At 58.8% G+C, this 19,296-nt stretch carries 16 protein-coding genes and 1 pseudogene; all 17 read right to left on the minus strand.

Annotated features, from left to right (window positions below; genetic code table 11):
* A partial coding sequence (locus OEZ49_RS20765) for a two-partner secretion domain-containing protein (protein ID WP_263390079.1) occupies positions 1-3,136 on the minus strand: 3,136 nt, incomplete at its 3' end.
* Positions 3,084-4,811, minus strand: coding sequence for a ShlB/FhaC/HecB family hemolysin secretion/activation protein (locus OEZ49_RS20770; RefSeq protein ID WP_263390080.1), 1,728 nt, complete (start codon positions 4,809-4,811; stop codon positions 3,084-3,086). The genes OEZ49_RS20765 and OEZ49_RS20770, both read right to left, overlap by 53 nt.
* A gap of 198 nt (positions 4,812-5,009) precedes the next feature.
* Entirely contained in the window at positions 5,010-5,291 is a 282-nt protein-coding gene (locus OEZ49_RS20775) for a hypothetical protein (RefSeq protein ID WP_263390081.1), read from the minus strand.
* Between the two features lie 48 nt (positions 5,292-5,339).
* A complete protein-coding gene (locus tag OEZ49_RS20780) occupies positions 5,340-6,449 on the minus strand; it encodes a calcium-binding protein (protein ID WP_263390082.1) in 1,110 nt (369 codons plus the stop codon).
* Between the two features lie 30 nt (positions 6,450-6,479).
* Positions 6,480-6,650, minus strand: coding sequence for a calcium-binding protein (locus OEZ49_RS20785; protein ID WP_263390083.1), 171 nt, complete (start codon positions 6,648-6,650; stop codon positions 6,480-6,482).
* The gene (locus OEZ49_RS20790; RefSeq protein WP_263390084.1) at positions 6,620-8,233 is read right to left on the minus strand and encodes a hypothetical protein; all 1,614 of its coding nucleotides are present in this window, start codon (positions 8,231-8,233) and stop codon (positions 6,620-6,622) included. Before OEZ49_RS20790 ends, OEZ49_RS20785 begins: the two co-directional genes overlap by 31 nt.
* 92 nt (positions 8,234-8,325) lie before the next feature.
* Positions 8,326-9,603 (minus strand): organoarsenical effux MFS transporter ArsJ, encoded by a 1,278-nt coding sequence (gene arsJ, locus OEZ49_RS20795; RefSeq protein WP_263390085.1) that lies wholly within the window; start codon positions 9,601-9,603, stop codon positions 8,326-8,328.
* The gene (locus OEZ49_RS20800) at positions 9,600-10,598 is read right to left on the minus strand and encodes an ArsJ-associated glyceraldehyde-3-phosphate dehydrogenase (RefSeq protein WP_263390086.1); all 999 of its coding nucleotides are present in this window, start codon (positions 10,596-10,598) and stop codon (positions 9,600-9,602) included. The genes arsJ and OEZ49_RS20800 overlap by 4 nt, the downstream gene beginning before the upstream one ends.
* Positions 10,595-11,440, minus strand: coding sequence for an arsenate reductase/protein-tyrosine-phosphatase family protein (locus tag OEZ49_RS20805; protein WP_263390087.1), 846 nt, complete (start codon positions 11,438-11,440; stop codon positions 10,595-10,597). The genes OEZ49_RS20800 and OEZ49_RS20805 overlap by 4 nt, the downstream gene beginning before the upstream one ends.
* 333 nt (positions 11,441-11,773) lie before the next feature.
* On the minus strand, positions 11,774-12,502 hold the full coding sequence (gene pssA / locus OEZ49_RS20810; protein WP_164128162.1) for a CDP-diacylglycerol--serine O-phosphatidyltransferase: 729 nt from the start codon (positions 12,500-12,502) through the stop codon (positions 11,774-11,776).
* Positions 12,503-12,509: 7 nt separating this feature from the next.
* Positions 12,510-13,202 carry a phosphatidylserine decarboxylase gene (locus tag OEZ49_RS20815; protein ID WP_263390088.1) on the minus strand — a complete coding sequence of 231 codons (693 nt, stop codon included), beginning with the start codon at positions 13,200-13,202 and terminating at the stop codon, positions 12,510-12,512.
* The gene (locus OEZ49_RS20820) at positions 13,199-13,564 is read right to left on the minus strand and encodes a diacylglycerol kinase (RefSeq protein ID WP_263390089.1); all 366 of its coding nucleotides are present in this window, start codon (positions 13,562-13,564) and stop codon (positions 13,199-13,201) included. Before OEZ49_RS20820 ends, OEZ49_RS20815 begins: the two co-directional genes overlap by 4 nt.
* Positions 13,565-13,612: 48 nt before the next feature.
* Positions 13,613-14,034 (minus strand): annotated as a pseudogene (locus tag OEZ49_RS23105) (sulfatase-like hydrolase/transferase).
* Positions 14,035-14,294: 260 nt separating this feature from the next.
* Complete coding sequence (locus OEZ49_RS20830) at positions 14,295-15,305, minus strand: phosphoethanolamine transferase (RefSeq protein ID WP_263390092.1); 1,011 nt, start codon at positions 15,303-15,305, stop codon at positions 14,295-14,297.
* 166 nt (positions 15,306-15,471) lie between these two features.
* Positions 15,472-16,668, minus strand: a complete 1,197-nt coding sequence (locus tag OEZ49_RS20835; RefSeq protein ID WP_263390093.1) for a M20 aminoacylase family protein — start codon at positions 16,666-16,668, stop codon at positions 15,472-15,474.
* A gap of 252 nt (positions 16,669-16,920) precedes the next feature.
* Positions 16,921-18,291 carry an aspartate aminotransferase family protein gene (locus tag OEZ49_RS20840; protein WP_263390094.1) on the minus strand — a complete coding sequence of 457 codons (1,371 nt, stop codon included), beginning with the start codon at positions 18,289-18,291 and terminating at the stop codon, positions 16,921-16,923.
* Positions 18,292-18,306: 15 nt separating this feature from the next.
* Positions 18,307-19,296 (minus strand): N(2)-acetyl-L-2,4-diaminobutanoate deacetylase DoeB, encoded by a 990-nt coding sequence (doeB, locus tag OEZ49_RS20845; RefSeq protein WP_263390095.1) that lies wholly within the window; start codon positions 19,294-19,296, stop codon positions 18,307-18,309.

The following is a 19,296-nucleotide window of genomic DNA, read 5'->3' on the forward strand; positions in this document are numbered from 1 at the left end:
CGCTCAGCACGGTGGCAACCCCATAAGCGCTGGTCGCGTCATCCGCCGTCACCACCAGCGGCGCAGGTGTCACCGTCGCGTTCCCCACTAGGTCAACGACGCGATAGGGTATTCCATCGGCGCTGGTCAACGACGTGCTGTCCACCGTAAACGATGTCGAACCGACATTGACGCTAGAAAATGCGAGCGTCTGGAAAATCGGCGAGGTATCCAGCGTATCGCAGCATCCGTCGAACACGTAACTGCTTGGGCCGCCGTCAACCGTTCCCGTTGCGACCGCGCTGCCGGTTTGGCCATATTGAACGGTGAGCGGATCCGGCTGGGCAAATACCACCGGGGAGGTGCTGTAGTTAACCGGATGGAAACCCGCATCGCCGGGGGCCCACACGTTGCCAAAATCCCATCCTGCTGGTGAACCCAGCGCAATAAAGGTCGGCGTATCTTGGAACTGGCCGGTGGTCAGCCCGGTGGCTCCGGGGCTAGTCGTTCTCCCTGAGATGTCGATATCCCAGAAATTGCCTGCAGTGCCGCCACTCGAGGAATCGCGACCCAGGAAACCACCAGTGGTGAAACTCATCGCACCCGACGTCGTCACCGTTCCTGTTGAATAGGACCGGACGAGGCTGCCCCCACTATCCCCGGCGAAACCACCTGCAAAGGCGCCGGCAATGCTGCTGGTTGATGTATCTGTGACAGTAACGTTGCCGCGTGCATAGGAATCCGCGATCTGGCCCGAGGCATCATTCTCGCCGACAAAACCGCCCGCCATTATGCCTGACGTCGTATCCAGATTGAAGGAATTGGTCACCACAACGTTGCCCGTTGCATGCGATCGAGCGATCGTACCGCCTTGGTTACGTCCAACAAAACCTCCGGCCGCGTGTGGCGCGAAGATGGATTGGGCGTCGAGAGTGACGTTTGCCGATGATAGGCTGTCTTGCACCGTACCGGTATTCTGGGCAATCAGGCCACCGGCCTCGCCAAAGGTTGCGCTGACATTGCCGCTGCTGCGAGTGTTCCTGACGGTTCCATTGTTCGTGACCGAAAGAACTGCGGCTGAACTGCCTACGATATTCGCATTTTCAAGCGTCAGATCCGTCACCACGCCACTGCTGTCGAGCGTTTCGATCAGAGCAGCCGGACGCGGGCTGGCGAACTCCCCATCGAACGAAAACTGCGAGCTGAACAGATCTGAAACAGTGAAGCCCGCGCCATCCAGTGTACCGGCGAAGCGCGGAATCGGCTCGAACCCGTCGCCGGTAAAGACGTTGGTCCAAACCGCGGTGCCGCTGGCATCGATGTCATTGGCCAGAACGACATTCGCCCCGGTCAGACCAGACGTGGCAAGTCCCTGAAGGCCATAGACATCGGTTATCTGATACGGTGCCGCCGCGTTTCCATCTCCGCCCAAGGCACGCAGGAAGGTGCCGCAGCACACGACCTGGAAATTGGTCGCGGAAAACGAAGGCAAGGTACCGACCTGGCTCCATAACCCCGAAGACAAGTCAAATGACGCCACATCGATCGAGCTGAGCGCATTGGTCGCAATGTTGTTCACTGCACTAAGGACGACGCCGCCGTTCGGGGCGTTGATCGCCCCGTTCAGAACAATATTATTTTCTGCCTGGAGAGACAGGATCGTCGCCGCCACCCAGTCCAGATTCGCATTAATAGTGATATCGCCAGGATCGGTCGAAAACGCGTCGAAGGTATCAAGCGTCACGTTCCCGAGCCCGAGGTTTGTCTCTAGCGTCGTTTCGCCACCGGCGCCGGGGTTGATTGTGATATCCAGCGGATCGAGCAGCAGCGTTCCCCAGCGGCCGTATCCAGCGCGTGTATCGGCAAGCCCGCCATAGGAGAGGACACGGCTGCTTGAGACCTCTATGAAGCCGCCGTCGCCGCCGCTTTCACCGCCGCGCGCCGACAGGTGTCCATCGAAACGCGTCTCGTTGTCAGACCAGACCGCGATCCGCCCGCCATCGCCCGTTCCCAGTGCATCGGCACGCAGGACAGACCTGCTGTCCACGTCTACGGTCAACGCCCGCACCAGATCGCCGGCGCCCGAGAAATCACCGCCAATCCTGATCAGACCACCGCCATCCTGGCCACTGGCGTCAATCTCGGCACCAGCCAGGGTGATGTCACGTCCGGTCACGGTTATCTCTTGTCCCCGCGGTGGCCTGCGCGAACTGGCTATGGCAAGGGGCGACTCTGACGAACGCGTGGAAATCCGTCCAGTCACGCGCACGGACCCTCCGCTGCCGCCGCCCAGTACGATAGCGCCATTGCGTACCGAGACCGATCGCGCTTCGGCTACACCGGAGAGGTTGATGGCCTGGCGCACCGCCTCGCGGGCTGTCGCAGCTCGCATTTCAATCAGCCCGCCATCGGCGCTGGCCAGCCCCGAGTTCGAGATAAGGGCTTCGCTGTCCTCCTCGCCAGCGGTCGGGATCGCCACTTGCAGAAACTGATCGCCGGACAAGTCCAGCATCACCCGCTCACCGCTGGCAAACCCGATCCGGCCCATCGGCACAGTCACGATGCCCGAGTTGCGTACCCTCCCCCCCAACAAGGCGGCATAGCCGTCCGGCCCGATGGTCACACGCCCGGCGTTCGTCACGGCGGCCGAAGAGCCGTTACCCTGGAACCGGTACCTACCGGCCAGAAAGTCCTCGTTCGAGATGTCCAACGTCGAGGCCACTAAAGACCCCACGTTAACCGTCCCGTTAGGGCCGATGAAAATGCCGTTCGGGTTGATCAGATGAACCTGCCCGTTGGCCGTCAGCCTCCCGTGAATATCGCTGCGGGTGGTTCCAGTAACCCGGTTCAGAATGCTGGACTGTGCATTCGGCTGGCGAATGTCGACATGGCTCTCCGATCCGATCGAGAAGCTGTTCCAGTTCACCACCGCTGAATCGCTGGATTGGTTAATCACCATGCTTTGCGGCGCGGGCTGGGCGATGTTAACCGATCCGCCAACAACTGTTGCCCCTGTGGGCAGCGTGGATTGAGACCATGCGGGAGCCTGCCAGACAAACGCGGCAACTCCGCACAGCAGAACCCAGCGCACCGATCCCTGCGACTTAGAAACGAATGTTCCCCGAGATGCTGAAGCGATTTTCGTCAGGGATACCATCGTCGCGTTCTCCTCTGCCATATTCGATCCGCAAGCTGCTTGATCGGAAAAGTGAGTTCGTATTCGACAAGAGATCCACCCCGACCCCGTAGAAAACTGCCTTGGTACGGGCCTGTTCCAGAACCGTGGGATTTTCGAGGATCGCCTGGCCGGCCCCGGCAAATAAGTAAGGGCTGATCTGAAAATTCTTTCCGGCAATAGAGACCGGATAGACGGTCGACAATTCGGATCGAAGTACCCAACCGCTGTCACCGCGCAAGGAGCCTGAATCCATCGTCGAAACCTCCTGACTTCCGATCAGCGAAAACTGTTCCGAAGTCAGTAGCGGGTCGCCAAACGACGTCTGGAACCGTCCAGATACCGACAGGCCGATCCTTTCGGACAAGGCGCGGCGGTGCGAGACCGATCCCGAAATCTTAGAAAAAATCGCATCGGCGCCAGCTCGCGACAACGGCGCCCCTGCGCCGACATTGGCCAGTGTTCGCGCGCCAAACGCATCTATCCCGCGTGACAAAAGCAGACTTGCGGACGAAAACGCCTGATCCAGGTGCAGATAGGTGAGGTTCAGACCCGCGCGAAGGATGGTCAGTTGATCTTCGTAGATCTGCGCTCCCCCCAAAAGCGACTGGTCATCCTTTTGCATGTCCAAGGCCAACTGCCCGGTGATATTCAATTGACGCCCGCGCGTCAGCGGGTGGATCAGCCGGAGCGACAGCCGGTCGAAATTCGACCGGGTCGCGGGCGTCTCGTCCGGTGTCGTGTCGCTCGTCGTGGCCTCGATGTTCAGATATGTACCATAACGACCGATGGGGTACACCACCCCGCCAGCAAGGATCCGGCTGCGTGGATCGCCGGAAAAGAAGCCCTGGTAGTTGCCAGAGATACGACCGTAAAAGGTCTCGCCCTGCCCGAGAGCACTGTTAAGCTCAACCCCCAACTCTAGATTAATGCGACCCAATTCCGAACCCGTCGGGTTACCGAAACCAGCAAACCCCGTAACCCGCTTGTAGTCTGCTTCGAGCCCGATGATCGTGGAACCCGGCGCGCTGCCAGCCGCCAGTCCCGATCTAAGCGCCGTTCCCGGCACATCACCGGACAACAAAAGTTGACGCTCAAGTTCTGCACGCGTCAGTCCCGGCCTGTTGACCAGTCCATCGGTCAACTTTTTGACACGCTCGCGGATCTCTGGTGGCAGGTTTTGCGTATCGACGGTCTCGACATAGCCGTTCACGATCGCCACACGCAGCTTGCCGCCATCGCGGAGCGTTTGCTGTGGCAACACCACGCGCGTCAACACATAGCCAGCCTCTGCATATGCAGCTTCAAGATCCGACGTCGCTTCGAACAGTTCCGATGCGGGTATGCGCCCGCGCGTAAGCCTCTGAACGAACGCTCCATTGGCCTCCGCCATCTGTGGTAAAGGATCCGTCAGATCGACACCGGACAACGTTATTCCGATGTTTTCCAATCCGGCCGGCGTTCTACCGCCTGCTTGCCCCTCCAATACCAGTGCGCCATCGAACCGTTGAAGCGTTGGCGTAAAACTCTGCGGGGTAATCTCGCTCGCAGTTTGCGCCTGCGCCGACAGGGCCGCCAAACAGAGCGCGCCTGCCGTCACCGGCAATCGGACGGAGTTTAAAACGTCCACAAGACCTATAAATATCTTCTGAAGCACATGTGTACTCGACTAAAAAAGGTTTGAGACATTAGTAATCATATTGGAGACAGTCCGTTATGTCTGTCAACTGTCGCAACGTAAACCTATCCGTTTGGATGTAGCCGGAGCGAAACTGACAGGGCGACATGAATAAAGATAGTACGGCTTTTTTCCATACTGATCGCATGAATGCTCAAAAAGTAATCCCCTCGAACCTCAGATCAGCAGTTCAAACACCTCCCCACCAATCTCGAGGTTGATCACGGATTGACCTTGTCCATCCACCAGAGCCCACAAGATCTGTCCGGATAGCCTATGGATGACGAATGCCTCTTGCACCACATCATCGCCTGCGCGTTCGCCATCGGCGCTCGCTGTATGGGCGAAATTTACCTGGAACTGATCGCGGGTCGCTGTGCCGACGCCGAAAAGCAGCACGTCCCCTTCGGCCGCATTATAGTCTTGTACCCAGTCCGAGCCATGCTCTTCGACGCCCAAATGGAAGAACTTGTCAGCTCCACTACCACCATTGATCCTGTCATGGCCTTAGCCGCCGTTGACGAAATCGTTGCCGGCATTGCCGAAGATCATGTCAGAAAAGGCAGAACCGGTAATCACATCGTCGCCACCCTGCCCAATCAACAAATCTGCGCCAAAATCACCTGCAATGACGTCGTTTCCGTCCATTCCGTAAATCAGGTCGTTTCCATATCCACCGTAGATCGTATCGTTCCCGTCCCCGGCATAGACCGTGTCGGCAAGGTCGTCTTCGGGGTCTCCCTCGCGCCAAGCCCCTCGAATAAAGTCGTTCCCGTCACCGCCATGCAGCTCGTCCCGACGGGTGCCGCCAAACAGGGCGTCGTTGCCAAGCCCGCCATTCAGCGCGTCATTTCCGAAATCTCCGTCCAGCGTGTCGTTTCCGGGGCCGCCGAAGATGATATCGCCCCCGGAATCGCCGTTGATATCGTCATGCCCGACACCCCCGGCAATCGTATCGCCCGCAACGGTACCCCGGATAGTACGATTGTACGTCCCGGCATCCAGCAGGATGTCGAACACGCTGTCGCTGCGGTTGGAAAACTGCATTTGTTCGATATCGACCAGGAAATCCCATTGGTCACCGCCCGCCGCAGCCTCCCGGGCCTTTACCACCACTGCCGGGCCGGAAAGGGTGATGCCCTCCGGCAGGTCGGGGATGGAACCTGCAAAGCGTGAGTCACCCGTCAGGTAGAACTCGTAGTCCCACCATACGCCGGAGAAAATCGCGACATCGTCGCCTTCGCCGCCTTCCAGCACATCGACACCCTGTCCGCCGATGAGCGTGTCATCCCCGGAGCCTCCTTCGAGCAGATCGTTCTCCTCGTCGCCGGACAGAGAGTCGTTGCCGCCCAGACCACGCAGCGTGTCCGCGCCAAACCCGCCGGACAGCGTGTCGTTCACATCGTCGGCACCTTCAATCAGCTCATCAAAAGCGCCGGTTTCCCGCCCGGTCTGGATCACCAGTTCGTCCGGCGTCATCACCCGGTCGGCAAATACCAGCCGCTCGCCTCCCAACAGCAGGTTGCGCCCGTCGCCCACACGATCGTTGCGCACGGTGACGGCATAGACCGGCTCCATGCCGCGCAGGTGCTCGGGGATATCGGCCTCGTCCAGCAACTCACCGGTATAGTCCGTCGGCGACCCCAGTCAGAAGGCGGTATCGGTCCCCTCGCCCCCGATCAGCGTGTCATTGCCCGCGTCGGCGCGGAACATGTCGTCGCCCGCCTCGCCCCGCAGCAGATCGTCACCCGCACCGCCCAGTAACCGGCCATCGCCCACGCTGCCGGTCAGCGTGTCATTCCCGGCCTTGCCATCCACGAATGCCGTTCGGAAAGGGTGTCGTCATCCGCCGCATCCGTCAGCGCGGTCGGTGTCAGGTGGCGGAACCCCTGACCATCCAGATGCTGCCCGACATAGGTGTCACCCGCCTCGCCCGCGTGTTGCCACGCGACCGTCAGCAAACCATCGGGACCGGTTGCGAACTTCGCCCAGATGTTGCGGTGGTCGGCCAGCCTGACGGTCGGACTTTCCGGTTGACCCTGCGCGTCATAGGTAGACAGACACAGGATATCCTCCCGGTCTCCGTATTCGGTTACCACAGGCCCCACACCTTGGTGAAGGATCGAAACGCCTCCGTCCTCGCGGATCTCGGCCGAAATGATCGCGCCCTCGGCATCGTCCGCCTCACGGGTGCGCAGCGTTATGCTTTCACTGCCTGTACCCCCGGGTGCAACGCTGTGCAGCGAGACGTTTCCCAAGGCAGAGGTCAGGAACAGCAATGTTCCGTCGGCGCGCATCTCGGCATCATGGAAGCCGAGCCAATTGACATAGCTGTTCGTGTACCGGGCCACCTCGACATCCGATCCCACAAGCGCGCCCGTGGCGTCCAGTCGCTGCATCCGGATCGGCACGTCGTAAACAGTAGGCCCACCCGGTGGGTCGTCATAGACCGCCTCGCCATAGAGAACGACAAATCCACCCGCCGGATCGGCCACGACGCTCCAGCCGCCCAGGTCACCGTTCCGGGCGTGGCCCAGCGTGTTCGCCTCGGAGTGCGGGCTTGCGACCACAACCTGTTCGGTCCCATGAGTGCCATCGGGATTGATGATCCGAAAGGTCAGCGACGACAGTTCCTCGGGGAAACCGCCCCACGCGTCCCAGGGCCGCGGATAGACGGCCAGCAAGGAGCCACCCGCCCCATCAAACATCTGAACATGGTCAATCGCTTCGGGTGCGCTGCTGTTGATATACCCAATATCCCAATCCAGATGGCCGACCCCGGGGTTGGTCCAGACCATGGCATCGCCAATGGGGGTTCCATCGGCCCCGAACCGTTGCAGCAAGGTGTCCGGATCGGGGATGGTCGCCACCGTGTATCCAACACCAGAGACCGGTTCCCAAGGCTTGGGCGGACCGGACCGGAGCAGCCCTATACCACCGTCCGACGTTTCGAACAGTTCGACCCTTGGAATGTAGGTCTCGAACGTGGCCAGATCCTGCGTCCCGTCCAGCGATCCATCGCTTTTCAGGCGCACAACGCTGAGCGTGCTTTCCACGTTCTCGCCTGCCCCCAGGGCATAGTCGCCCCACCCGTGATAGGACGTGCCATCCACGAGGAAGAAATGCAACAGAACGTAGCCGTCCGCCGCCTCGGCAAACCGGACATCGAATACACCGTTGTCCCTAGGAACGGTCGCAAGCGTCTGCGGTGTGCCAACCGCTTCGCCATCGGACCCGAAAACGGTGTATGTCAGGACACGGGACGCGCCATTGTCGCTGAGCGTCGCCAGCGCGACGCCGCCGCCCGACAGAACCTGCCAGGTTGAACGGGATCCATCGTCAGGGGTCAGGTTCAAATTCTTCGCCTCAAAACGCTCTTCTCGAAAAATCGATTGGGTCATCAATCATCCAAAAAAATGTAAGAAAATTCTGTCCCAGTGTGATTGCAGCGCACCTTTGCGTCCAGTTGACAAAAACCTCACCTTTGCAGCGGTCATGCCCGCGCTTTCTCCGTGACGTCGGGACAGAGGCGGCTTGCCGCCAGCGCCGAAAGAACGATCATCACCGTAGCCGTTCCCAGCATCAACCCAAGCCCCCCGGCCTGATAGGTCAGCCCGGACAGGACCGTTCCCAGCAGGCGCCCGCCCGCATTGGCCATGTAGTAGAAGCCCACATCCATGGTCACCCGCTCGGCCCGGGTGAACGCCAGTACCAGGTAGGAATGAAGCGACGAGTTCACTGCGAACACCGCGCCAAAGACCAGCAACCCCACGATCAGCATGACCGTCAGCCAGGGCTGGGGACCGGAGGCGAACAGGGCAGCCGCAGTCAGTATCGCCGGAACCAGCGAAAGCCCCCAGGCCCAGCGGCGTGCCGCCGCGATCAGCTCGGCCTCGGGACGTGTAGAGGCGTACAAAAGTTTCGGAGCAGCAGCCTGGACCCCTCCATAAAGGACAATCCACAGCGCCATGAACGTACCAATCAGATAAAACGCTGTACGATTTCCGTCTTCGGACCCGTCTGACAGAACCGCGTAGAAATAGATGGGGATGCCTACGACGAACCAGACATCCCTGGCCCCGAACAGAAACAAACGGGCTAGGCTGAGGCGGTTGATGTTGGCGGATTTCGAGAAGATTTCCGAGAATTTCGCCCCTTTGCGACCTTTCGGCAAACCCGATGGCCTCGCAAGAAGCAAGGATAGTAGGATAATCGCTAACCCGATCGCCATTGCGTAAAGCGACCAGACAAACCCCAAAGACCCAAGAAGCGCCGCACCCAGAAGAAAGCCAAGTCCTTTCACCGCATTCTTGGACCCCGTCAGGACCGCCACCCACTCGAACAGCGCGCCGTCCTTTTTTGGCGCAAGTAGCTTCACAGCGGATTTCGAGGACATTTTGGCCAGGTCCTTGGCAACTCCCGACGCCCCCTGCACAACCATCACATATGCCACTGACACGCCCAGCGCCCAATCCGGATTCAATCCGGAAAGCGCTACGAGGGCGACCACTTGCAACCCAAGCCCTGCATAAAGGGTCGATGCCAACCCAAAACGGGCCGCGATCCAGCCCGCCGCGAGGTTCGTTGCCATTCCCGCGATCTCGTAGATCACAAAAAGATAGGCCAGTTGCACGGGCGAGAAACCGAGCGTGTGGAAATGCAACAGCACCAACATTCGCAACGCGCCATCGGAAAACATGAAGGCCCAATAGGCCGCTGTGACGGCCCCATAGGCGGCGAGGCCGCTCGGGCGCTGCTCTCCAGGCGTCAAAGAGAAGCCCCTACCATGAGTGCCACATCGACCAGCCGGTGCGCATAACCCATTTCGTTGTCATACCAGGCGAACACTTTCAGTTGCGTGCCGTTGATGACCATCGTCGATGGCCCATCTATGATCGTCGACCGTGTGTCGTTTGTGTAGTCGGCAGAGACGAGCGGCCTGGCCTCGAAACCCAGAATGCCCTTCAGCGGCCCCTTGGCGGCGGCGGCGAAGTAACCATTGACCTCTTCCACCGTCGTCGCGCGCTCCAGTTCAAAGACGCAATCGGTGAGCGAGGCATTCAGCAGCGGAACCCGCACCGCATGGCCATTCAGACGCCCTTTGAGTTCGGGATAGATCAGGGTGATCGCCGTGGCCGACCCCGTGGTGGTCGGGATGAGAGAGTTCAACGCCGACCGCGCGCGACGAAGGTCTTTGGCGGGCCGGTCCACGATGGTCTGGGTATTGGTGACATCGTGGATGGTGGTGATCGAACCGTGACGTATGCCGATCGCTTCGTGGATCACCTTGACCACAGGCGCCAGACAGTTGGTTGTACAGGAAGCCGCCGTAACGATGCGGTGCTCGGCCGATTTGTACACATCCTGGTTGACGCCATAGACGATGTTTGCGGTCGGCCCATCCTTGACCGGCGCGGAAACGACAACCTTTTTGACCCCGGCATCGAAATAGGGCTGAAGCTTGGCTTCGGTCTTGAACACGCCGGTGCAGTCGATCACCACATCCACCCCGTCCAGCGGCAGTCTCGACAAGTCTCGCGTTCCGACAAAGGGTATTTTCGTGTCGTTGATCGTGACACTGCTTTGGTCAAAGGCAAAGCGAGCGTCCCAGCGGCCATGCACGGTATCGAATTCGAGCAAATGCGCCTGCATTGCTGTGTCGCCAACGGCATCGTTGATCCAGGCAATCTCGGCGCCGCGCTCTAGAAGTGGTTTCAGAGCGAGTTTGCCCATGCGACCGAGGCCATTGAGCGCAAAAACAGTCATGAGTTTTCTCCGGTTTCCGTTCGCGCGAGGTCATCCAAAGCGCGTTGAAGCGATATCTTGTCGAGCGAAGCAATCGGCAGCGAGGCGAAGGCCAGGATCCTGTTGCGAAGCGCGCCATATGTCTGATGAAACGCGAGGTTCCTCTCCGCGACATTGCCACCGGCCTTCACCGGGTCGGGTACCCCCCAATGGGCATTGACCGGTTGACCGACCCAGGCCGGGCAATCTTCGTTCGCTGCCTGATCACAGACCGTGAAGACAAAATCGAACGTCGGCCCATCCGGCCCTTGAAACTCTGTAATGCTTTTGGCCCGCAGGCGCGAGATATCATGCCCGTTCTGTTTCAGGACCTCGAGCGCGAAAGGGTTCAATTCGGACTTCGGCTTTGTACCGGCGGAAAAAACATCGAACCGGTCGCCCGCTTCTTTCCGAAGGATGGCTTCGGCAAAGATCGAACGGGCAGAGTTTCCGGTGCATAGGAACAGAACCCTGTATCTGGATCGCGTCCCCCGCCCAGCCGGTTCGGTGCCGGGCAACGCCGACAGGCCACACAACTCGGCCCGGCCCCTGCAACAATCAAGAAACAGATAGTCGAAGGTGTGTCGCACTTCCTGCATATCGACCGAGTATCGTAGCGAAGTGCCGTGGCGCTCCTGGGTGACAAGCCGTGCCTGCATCAACGCAGACAGATAGGCCGACAAGGTCGACCCCTTGAGATCAAGGGCCTCGGCCAGCTCGCCAGCTGGCACCTGATCCGGATAACGCCGCACCAAGAGCCGAAAAATGGCCAGGCGTTTTGGGTGGCCCAGTGTGGTCAATTGATGGGTGATACCTATTTCCATATTTCGTGAATATCAGAAATAAATAGAGCATCAAGACAGCCAGCACGCTGTCACAAAAATTTCATGATAGCCGATCACGCTCCGCGATGACTCTAATGTGACCGGCAGTTGGTTCGAGAGCACCGCAAGGCCGATTGACAGCGGCGGATCGAAGATCCGCTGTCAGTCTGTTGCCGGGGACAACAGTTGGCGAGCAGGCATCGCCCAGTCGCATTTAGCCCGACTGTCACTGGCAAAAACGCAATAAGCGTCACAATCACCGCCTACAGCGCTGGCCGAAGGTTCTGGGCCTCGGCCATCTCGTCAAATGTCAGTTGCAACCGGCCCGCTGACTTAAGCGGGTTTCGATTGTCGCGCCTGCTTCAGATAGAAAAATGGCAGCGTGGCCAGATACAGGCAGTTGGCGACAACCAGTGTGGGCCAGGGATTAGTGATCAAGCCGTAAACACCGATGATCCCGACCAAGGCGACCGGAATAAGCATCGATGATCTGAGACTGACATACTTTATCGAGATCGTGGGAATCGTGCTGATCGCCAGCAGGCCAACCCCGACAATATACACTGTCCGAACAAATGGGTGCGTCGGGGTTCCTAGGGCGCTCAACTGCATGAAGATAGGCATCAGCGCCAGACAGGCCAATGCAGGGGCCGGAATCCCGACAAAGAAATCGTCGCTCTCGCCGGTCTTTCTTGCCACGTTGAACCTTGCGAGCCGCAAGGCGCAACAGACCACGATGATCAGCGACGCGATCCACCCAATGCTGGCATACTCCGTGTCGGCGTAGAGGTTGTTATAAATGAGTATGCCCGGAACAACGCCAAAGTTGAAGAAATCAGACAGCGTATCGAGTTCCGCCCCGAAGTCACTCACCGCGTCCAGCAAACGGGCCATCTTCCCGTCCAACGCATCCAGTACCATCGCAAGCAAAAGGAACGAAAGCGCACGTTCCAGTTCGCCTTCGATATCCAATCGCAGCGCATTCATGCCAGCGCCCAAAGCGCCCATTGTCACCAGGCTGGGGATGACGCGTCGAAGCGCAAGGGGTAAGTTCAGTTTCATATACCTATCAAATTGGTGTCCCGGGCATCATCTGGGATGGATTTGAAAGATCGGCCAGAATCGTCTCTCCTGCAATTGCTATTTGACCAACGGACACCCGGGGTTTGACGCCAGCGGGAAGAAAAACGTCCAAACGGCTGCCAAAACGGATCAGGCCAAAGCGTTCGCCCACCCCGCACCGGTCGCCTTCGCGCACGAAACATACGATCCGACGCGCAACCAGACCAGCGATCTGAACAACACCGATGCGCGTTCCATCTGCCGCTTCGATCGTCAAACCGTTGCGTTCATTGTGAATACTGGCCTTGTCCAGCGACGCGTTCAGGAATTTGCCATGATGATAGGCAATGTGACGGACCACACCTGTGATCGGCGCTCGGTTTACGTGGCAATTGAAGACATTCATAAACACCGATACCCGGATCAGAGGCGCATCGCCAAGGCCCAATTCGCTTGGGGGCACAACTTCCTCGATCAGAGAAACGATCCCGTCTGCCGGAGACATGACCAAAGACGGTTGTTTTGGAACGATTCGGACAGGATCGCGGAAAAAGTAGTAGCACCAGATCGTCACAGCCAGCCCGGGCCAGAAGAGCGGCGCCCATAGGGCCGTTAGCAGAACCGTCACAACGGCAAAGGTGGCCACGAACTTGCGGCCTTCCTTGTGCATCGGCACAGCAACGATCTTGAACATGTTCATAGGTTGTCTTTCATTATCAGGGCAAGCACCCGGGCTAAGACCGCTACGATGAACACCGCGTTTGCAGCAAGCAAACACATTGTCGCAAGCGAACCCAGGTCCTTGGCGTCGCGCGCGAATACCTGCCAGTCAGGCGCAAGGTGGTCAACGATAGATTCAATGGCCGTATTCAAAGCCTCGACCGCGACAAGGCAAAAGAAGAAAATGAATAGGAACGCGATTTCCAACCCATTGGCGCCGAGAAGGGCAAACAGCATCAGGCAGACCAGAAACGCTGCGACGATCTGACTAAGCGCCGTTTCCTGCCAGAGACGCCTTGCCCCGGCGACAGAGTACCCGGCGGCAGCAAAAAGATGCGGCAACCCGGTAATCTTTTGGGGGTAGTGGCTGTTTACGTGGCTGTCCTTCAGTCATCGACTTGCAACCTTGTTGTCTTTCATGCAGCGCGCGAAATTATTTAGGCTTGCATCTCGCAGGTCTGTAGAAACGTCAAGCATCCCGAGAAGGCTGTGAAACAGGTTGTCATGAGACAGTTCGGTGTCCCTTTGATCAGCAAGACAGGACTTGTCTATTGAAAACCGTTGGCTGAACCTGTCAGAAACCCACAGGATCATCGGTACCTTGGTTTGGTATTCCGGCGCCATGAAATAGGGCACGCCGTGCAGGAAGAGCCCCCCTTCCCCAGTGACTCTCCATGGTCTGATGCATACATCAAGACCGTGTCGGCGCGGCTCTGGCGGCACAGTACGCCAATGGCTTCGGCCAGAAACTCGTCCGTATATGCAATGGTGTTGTCATAGCTGTTGACGATTTCCTGTGATGTACAGTTCATGAACTCTGCCGTTCGGCAAGAGGGGCTAAGCCGTTAAAAGGCTCCAGGTAGCGCAGGTAATAGGCTGGCCCGTGGCTTCCAATCTGATGCAGCACCAGTACCGTATCCTGAGCAATCGTCTCGGCATAGTTCTGCAAGGCATCCAGAAAAACGCCATCCGTGCACTCGCCTTGTCCAGAGAACTCAGGAACAGTCATATTGGCGAAAGACTTGGTCTCAACTCAGGCCGCGCCCCCTTTGTGTCCGGTATTGTTGTCCCACTACTCCAGATGGAAGCCCGCATGTTGCAAGACATCCAGAACATTCTCGGTCGAAACACCTCGTTCGTATGTGGACCTGTCCCGACCGAAATTGGAAAACATGCAGGGCAAAGAAACGGCGGTGGCGGTGCTGCAAGAGTGCACATTCGAGAACGAAACCACCGGCAGTTCCGCAAGGCGCGGGTTGGTCTTTACGTTGTATCCGTTGAGACTGAAATTCTGCGACCACGCGGTTTCCCCGACGACCACAACGACGAGCACCGGTTTCGCGCCAGCGTCATAGGACGAACCTTTTACGGCGTCTTCACCGATTGGCGCGATCACGTCTTTTCTAACCTTGGACACCTTTCGCGCATAGCGGATGATGCCCACTAGAGGCGCGCCAGTTTGAAAGCTGCTCAGCGGGTCTTTTCGCTCGCGGACAACGGTGGCGTAGGGCTTCATGTCAAGCGCAAGCACGCCCACGGCAAGGCTCAAGCCAACAACAAAACCGACCACGGGAGTCGCCGGCGTGCGAAGCATTCCTTGGGGCTTGGGCCGGATCGTCAGGATGATGGCTGCGGGAACCAGCCCAAAAACCACCAAATGCAATACAAAACCCAGGGTGATCAGGTGTTTCGACTCGGCGAATGTCGTGACCGCGACGTTCTGGATCATGTCCCGGTCGACAACAATCCCAAGTGTGTCCACGTAGTAGGATGAGACTGCACTGAGCACGACAATCACCACCAGAAAAGGCTTTAAGACACAGGGAAAGCCGAACAGGCTGAAAATGCTCAGCATCAGCAGGAAGAGCGCGAGAACAAATCCTGAAAACGCGAGGCCGTGGCCGAAAAAAACCTCTGCCCCGATCATCCAGAATGTGTGGTTGGCTGTTGCGAAAAGGAAAACGAGTATCCACGCCGACAGAGCGATTGGAGAAAGTGTGAAACTGTCACGCAGCTTGACTGGGTAGGTCAGCAAAGTTTGGAAGGGTTGCATCGCACGCGCCGGGTTGTTTCTTCGCTGCACCTTCCATCACCACAACCTTACAATAACCTTTCGGCAGTCTTGTCAGACTGCCCGGGCGAGCATGTTATATACGACATTTCGGCACCGGCGTACCGGCAGGTCTTCAACAGTCCAACCGCGCAATCATGATTGCAGATACCCGGTCAGCCGTGACCGGGTGTGCAAATCAGCGTCTTGGCAGCAACCGGTCCACCAGCCCAAGCCAGTAGCCCACGCCAACGGGAATTGCGGCATCGTTGAAGTCGTAGTCAGGATAGTGAACCATGGCATTGTTGCGCCCAGGCTCGTCGGTTCCCATCCAGATATAGTTGCCCGGGCGCTCGTTCAGCATGAAGGAGAAATCCTCTCCTGCCATGCATGGCTCGCTCTCTCGCAGCACCCGGCTTACGCCCACCAGCCCCTTGGCGACTTCGGCTGCCAGATCCGTTTCGGCAGCATGGTTGACCGTCGGCGGGTAATTCTTGCGATAGTCAATGACCGCCTCGGCGCCGAAACCGCTGGCAATTCCTTCGGCCAGCGCCCTGATCCGTGCCTCGGCCATGTCACGCGTCTTGCAATCGAAATAGCGGACCGAGCCACCAATGACCGCTTCGTCCGGCATGACCACATAGGCGTCGGACCCCTTGAACATCGACACGCCAATTGTCGCCGTTTCATGCGGCGACACGTTTCGCCCAGGCACGCTCTGGATCGCGGTGACAAGATGCGCGGCCGCAAGGACCGTATCCACTCCAAGATGCGGCAGCCCCGAATGGGTCCCCTGCCCTTTGATCGTGATATCGAAATAGTCGATGCCCGCCATGATCGGCCCGGCAAGCGCGCAGAATTGGCCAAGCGGCATCCCGGGCCAGTTGTGCAGCCCCCAGACGGATGTGCAGTCTGCCACATCGAACAATCCTTCGCGCACCATCACTCCGCCACCGCCGCCGCCCTCCTCGGCCGGTTGAAAGATCACCGCCACAGAGCCTGCGAAATCCCTTGTCTCGGCAAGGATTCTGGCCGTGCCAAGCAGCATCGCCGTATGCCCGTCATGGCCACAGGCGTGCATCTTCCCAGGATTGACCGATTTCCACGGGATATCGCCATGTTCCTGCATCGGCAGCGCATCCATATCGGCGCGCAATCCGATCATCGGGCCGTCCTGCTCTCCATGAATGATCCCGATGACGCCTGTGGTCGCGATGCCGGTGACGACCTGATCGGCACCAAAGGCCCGAAGCTTTTCCGCGACGATTGCCGCTGTCCGCGTTTCCTGGAAACCAATCTCCGGATGCTGATGCAGATCGCGCCGCCAGGCCGTTATCTCTTCGTGCAGGTCGGCGATACGGTTGTGGTGGCGAGAGGAAATCAGGGGTTCGGTCACGGCAAGCCTCCTGTAATGCATGGGAAACCATTTAGCGAAAGAGACGCTGGCCGGCGACAACAAATGATCGCACGGGCCCAAAAACGCCCTCCAATGGCTCTCCTGGCGTGAAACCATGCAAGGGCGTCAATGGAGAGAAGAAGCACAATGAAACTTGTTCAGGCCAGGGTAATGCGCCCTGGCACCAATGCTCGTGTTCTCGGTAGCGACGGGGTGCTGTAGGTTAGATGCGCGGATACCCTTTATTACTGTTTAACCCAACACCGCCTTCACGGCATCTGCAGTGGCCGCCACGACGGTGTCCACTTCGTCCTGCGTGATGCAGAACGGAGGGGCGTAACCGATGATGTCGCCCTGCGGCATGGCCCGGGCTATGACGCCAAGTTCGGACATCCTGGCTGCAATTGCCGGGCCTACCTTTCGCTGGGGGTCGAACATGCGCCGCGCAGCACGATTTTCGACAAACTCGACCGCACACATCAGTCCCTCGCCGCGGACATCGCCCACGTTGGGGTGTTCGGCCAAAGCCTGCGTGAGGCCCTTCTTCAGGGCCTGCCCCATCCGGCCTGCCTTTTCGACCAATCCCAGGTCGTCGATCAGTTTCAGATTCGCCACACCGGCAGCCGTACCGATAGGATGCGCCGAATAGGTCCAGCCATGACCGATGGGGCCGTTTTCATCGGTACCCTGCTCCAGCACCTTCCAAACACGATCCGACACGATCGACCCGGACAATGGCGCGTAGGCCGAGGTGAGGCCCTTTGCGATCGTGATGAAATCTGGAAAGATGCCATAGTGCGCGGACCCGAACATGGACCCGAGACGCCCGAACCCGGTTACCACCTCGTCAGCGATCAGGAGGATGTCATACTTCCGCAGCACCGCTTGGATCGCGGGCCAATAACCGGCAGGCGGCGGTACGATCCCTCCGGTTCCCAGAACAGGCTCCCCAATAAAGGCCGCGATTGTGTCTGGCCCTTCGGCAAGGATCAACTCTTCGAGCCGGGCGGCGCATTGTGCGCTGAAAGCCGCTTCGGAAAGTTCCCACACCTCGCGCCGGTAATAGTAGGGCGCTTCAGTATGGATCACCTGTGACAACGGCAAGTCGAACTTCTTGTGAAAGAGCTCCAACCCTGTCAACGAGCCCGTCATCAAGCCGGAGCCGTGATACCCCCGCCAACGGCTGATGATCTTTTTCTTTTCAGGTCGCCCCAGAATATTGTTGTAATACCAGACCAGCTTGATGTTGGTCTCGTTGGCGTCCGACCCGGACAACCCGAAATAGACCTTGGACATTCCAGCCGGCGCACGGTCCATGACCATTTTGGCCAGCGTGATCGAGGCTTCGGTGCCATGACCGACATAGGCGTGGTAATAGGCCAGTTCGCGCGCCTGATCGGCAATAGCCTCGGCGATCTCCGGCCGCCCATATCCGACGTTTACACAGTAGAGACCGGCGAACGCATCGAGCATCCGTTTGCCATCGCGATCCTCGATATGCACGCCTGAGCCGGTACGGATGACGCGCGACGGGGTCTCTCCGCGTGCATGCATGGCGAGATGCGTCGATGGATGGAAAAAACTCTCCCGATCCCAGAGTGCGATCTGGTCATTCTGCAACATGATACTTCCTTCTTTTCAGTCTTCGACGGCCAGAACGGCAAGGCAATCGCCTGCCTGGCACAGGCCGGGATGGTGGCGCGCCATCAGGATACCGTCGCGTTGCGCGGTCACAGAGCGTGGGGCGCTGCCGGTTTGGCCGGTCTGCCAAATTCGAGCGATGGGGTCGCCGGGTTTGACGAATTCGCCTAGCGAGACAAGGAACTCGACCAGCCCCCCTTGGGCCGTGAAATGAAAACAGGCATCGTCAGGCTGGCTCAGATACCGCGTGGGTGCGCGTTCCGGTTCCCCCGACAAGATGCCTGCGTGAATCAACAGGTTCCGCACCCCTTTGCGCGCGATTCCTGTCGTGTATGGGGTGGCCGACCCCTGCCCGCCTAATTCGGTTGTGACGAAGGTCTTGCCTATAGCTTCGGCGGCATCGTCATACATGCCCAAGGCGTCAATCTCGCGCATTTCGACGCTGAACGGCGCGTTGAACGCATCCCGGGCGGCGCGACAGCGCGCCTCCTGCGCCTTGTCCTCAAGGATATGCGAGGCTGCAAAGGGCAGAAAATCGAGCGTTCTCCCGCCGGAATGGAAATCCAGAACCAGATCGGCCATGGGGAGCAAGGTGCGCTGAAAGTAATCGGCGATCTTCTGCGTCGGCGTGCCGTCCGGGGCGCCGGGAAAGGCGCGGTTCATGTTGACCTGATCCAGAGGCGACACACGGGTGCCAGCCAGAAACGCCGGAAAGTTCATCGCCGGCACAATGATCACGGTTCCCGTGACCTGATCCGGCGTCAGACTGTGCGCCAGTTCAAAGAGCACAAGCGGCCCTTCATACTCGTCCCCGTGGTTCGCCCCGGTCAGAAGCGCCACCGGGCCGGTTCCGCGCCGGATCACCGAAACGGGTATCAACACGGAACCCCACGCGCTGTCGTTCCGGCTATAAGGCAAGCGCAGATGACCGTGCTGTTTGCCGTCCATCTCGAAATCCACGGTCGGGGTGATCGGATTGGCGCGCAT

The sequence above is a fragment of the Ruegeria marisflavi genome, assembly GCF_025673445.1.
Taxonomy (GTDB): domain Bacteria; phylum Pseudomonadota; class Alphaproteobacteria; order Rhodobacterales; family Rhodobacteraceae; genus Ruegeria_B; species Ruegeria_B marisflavi.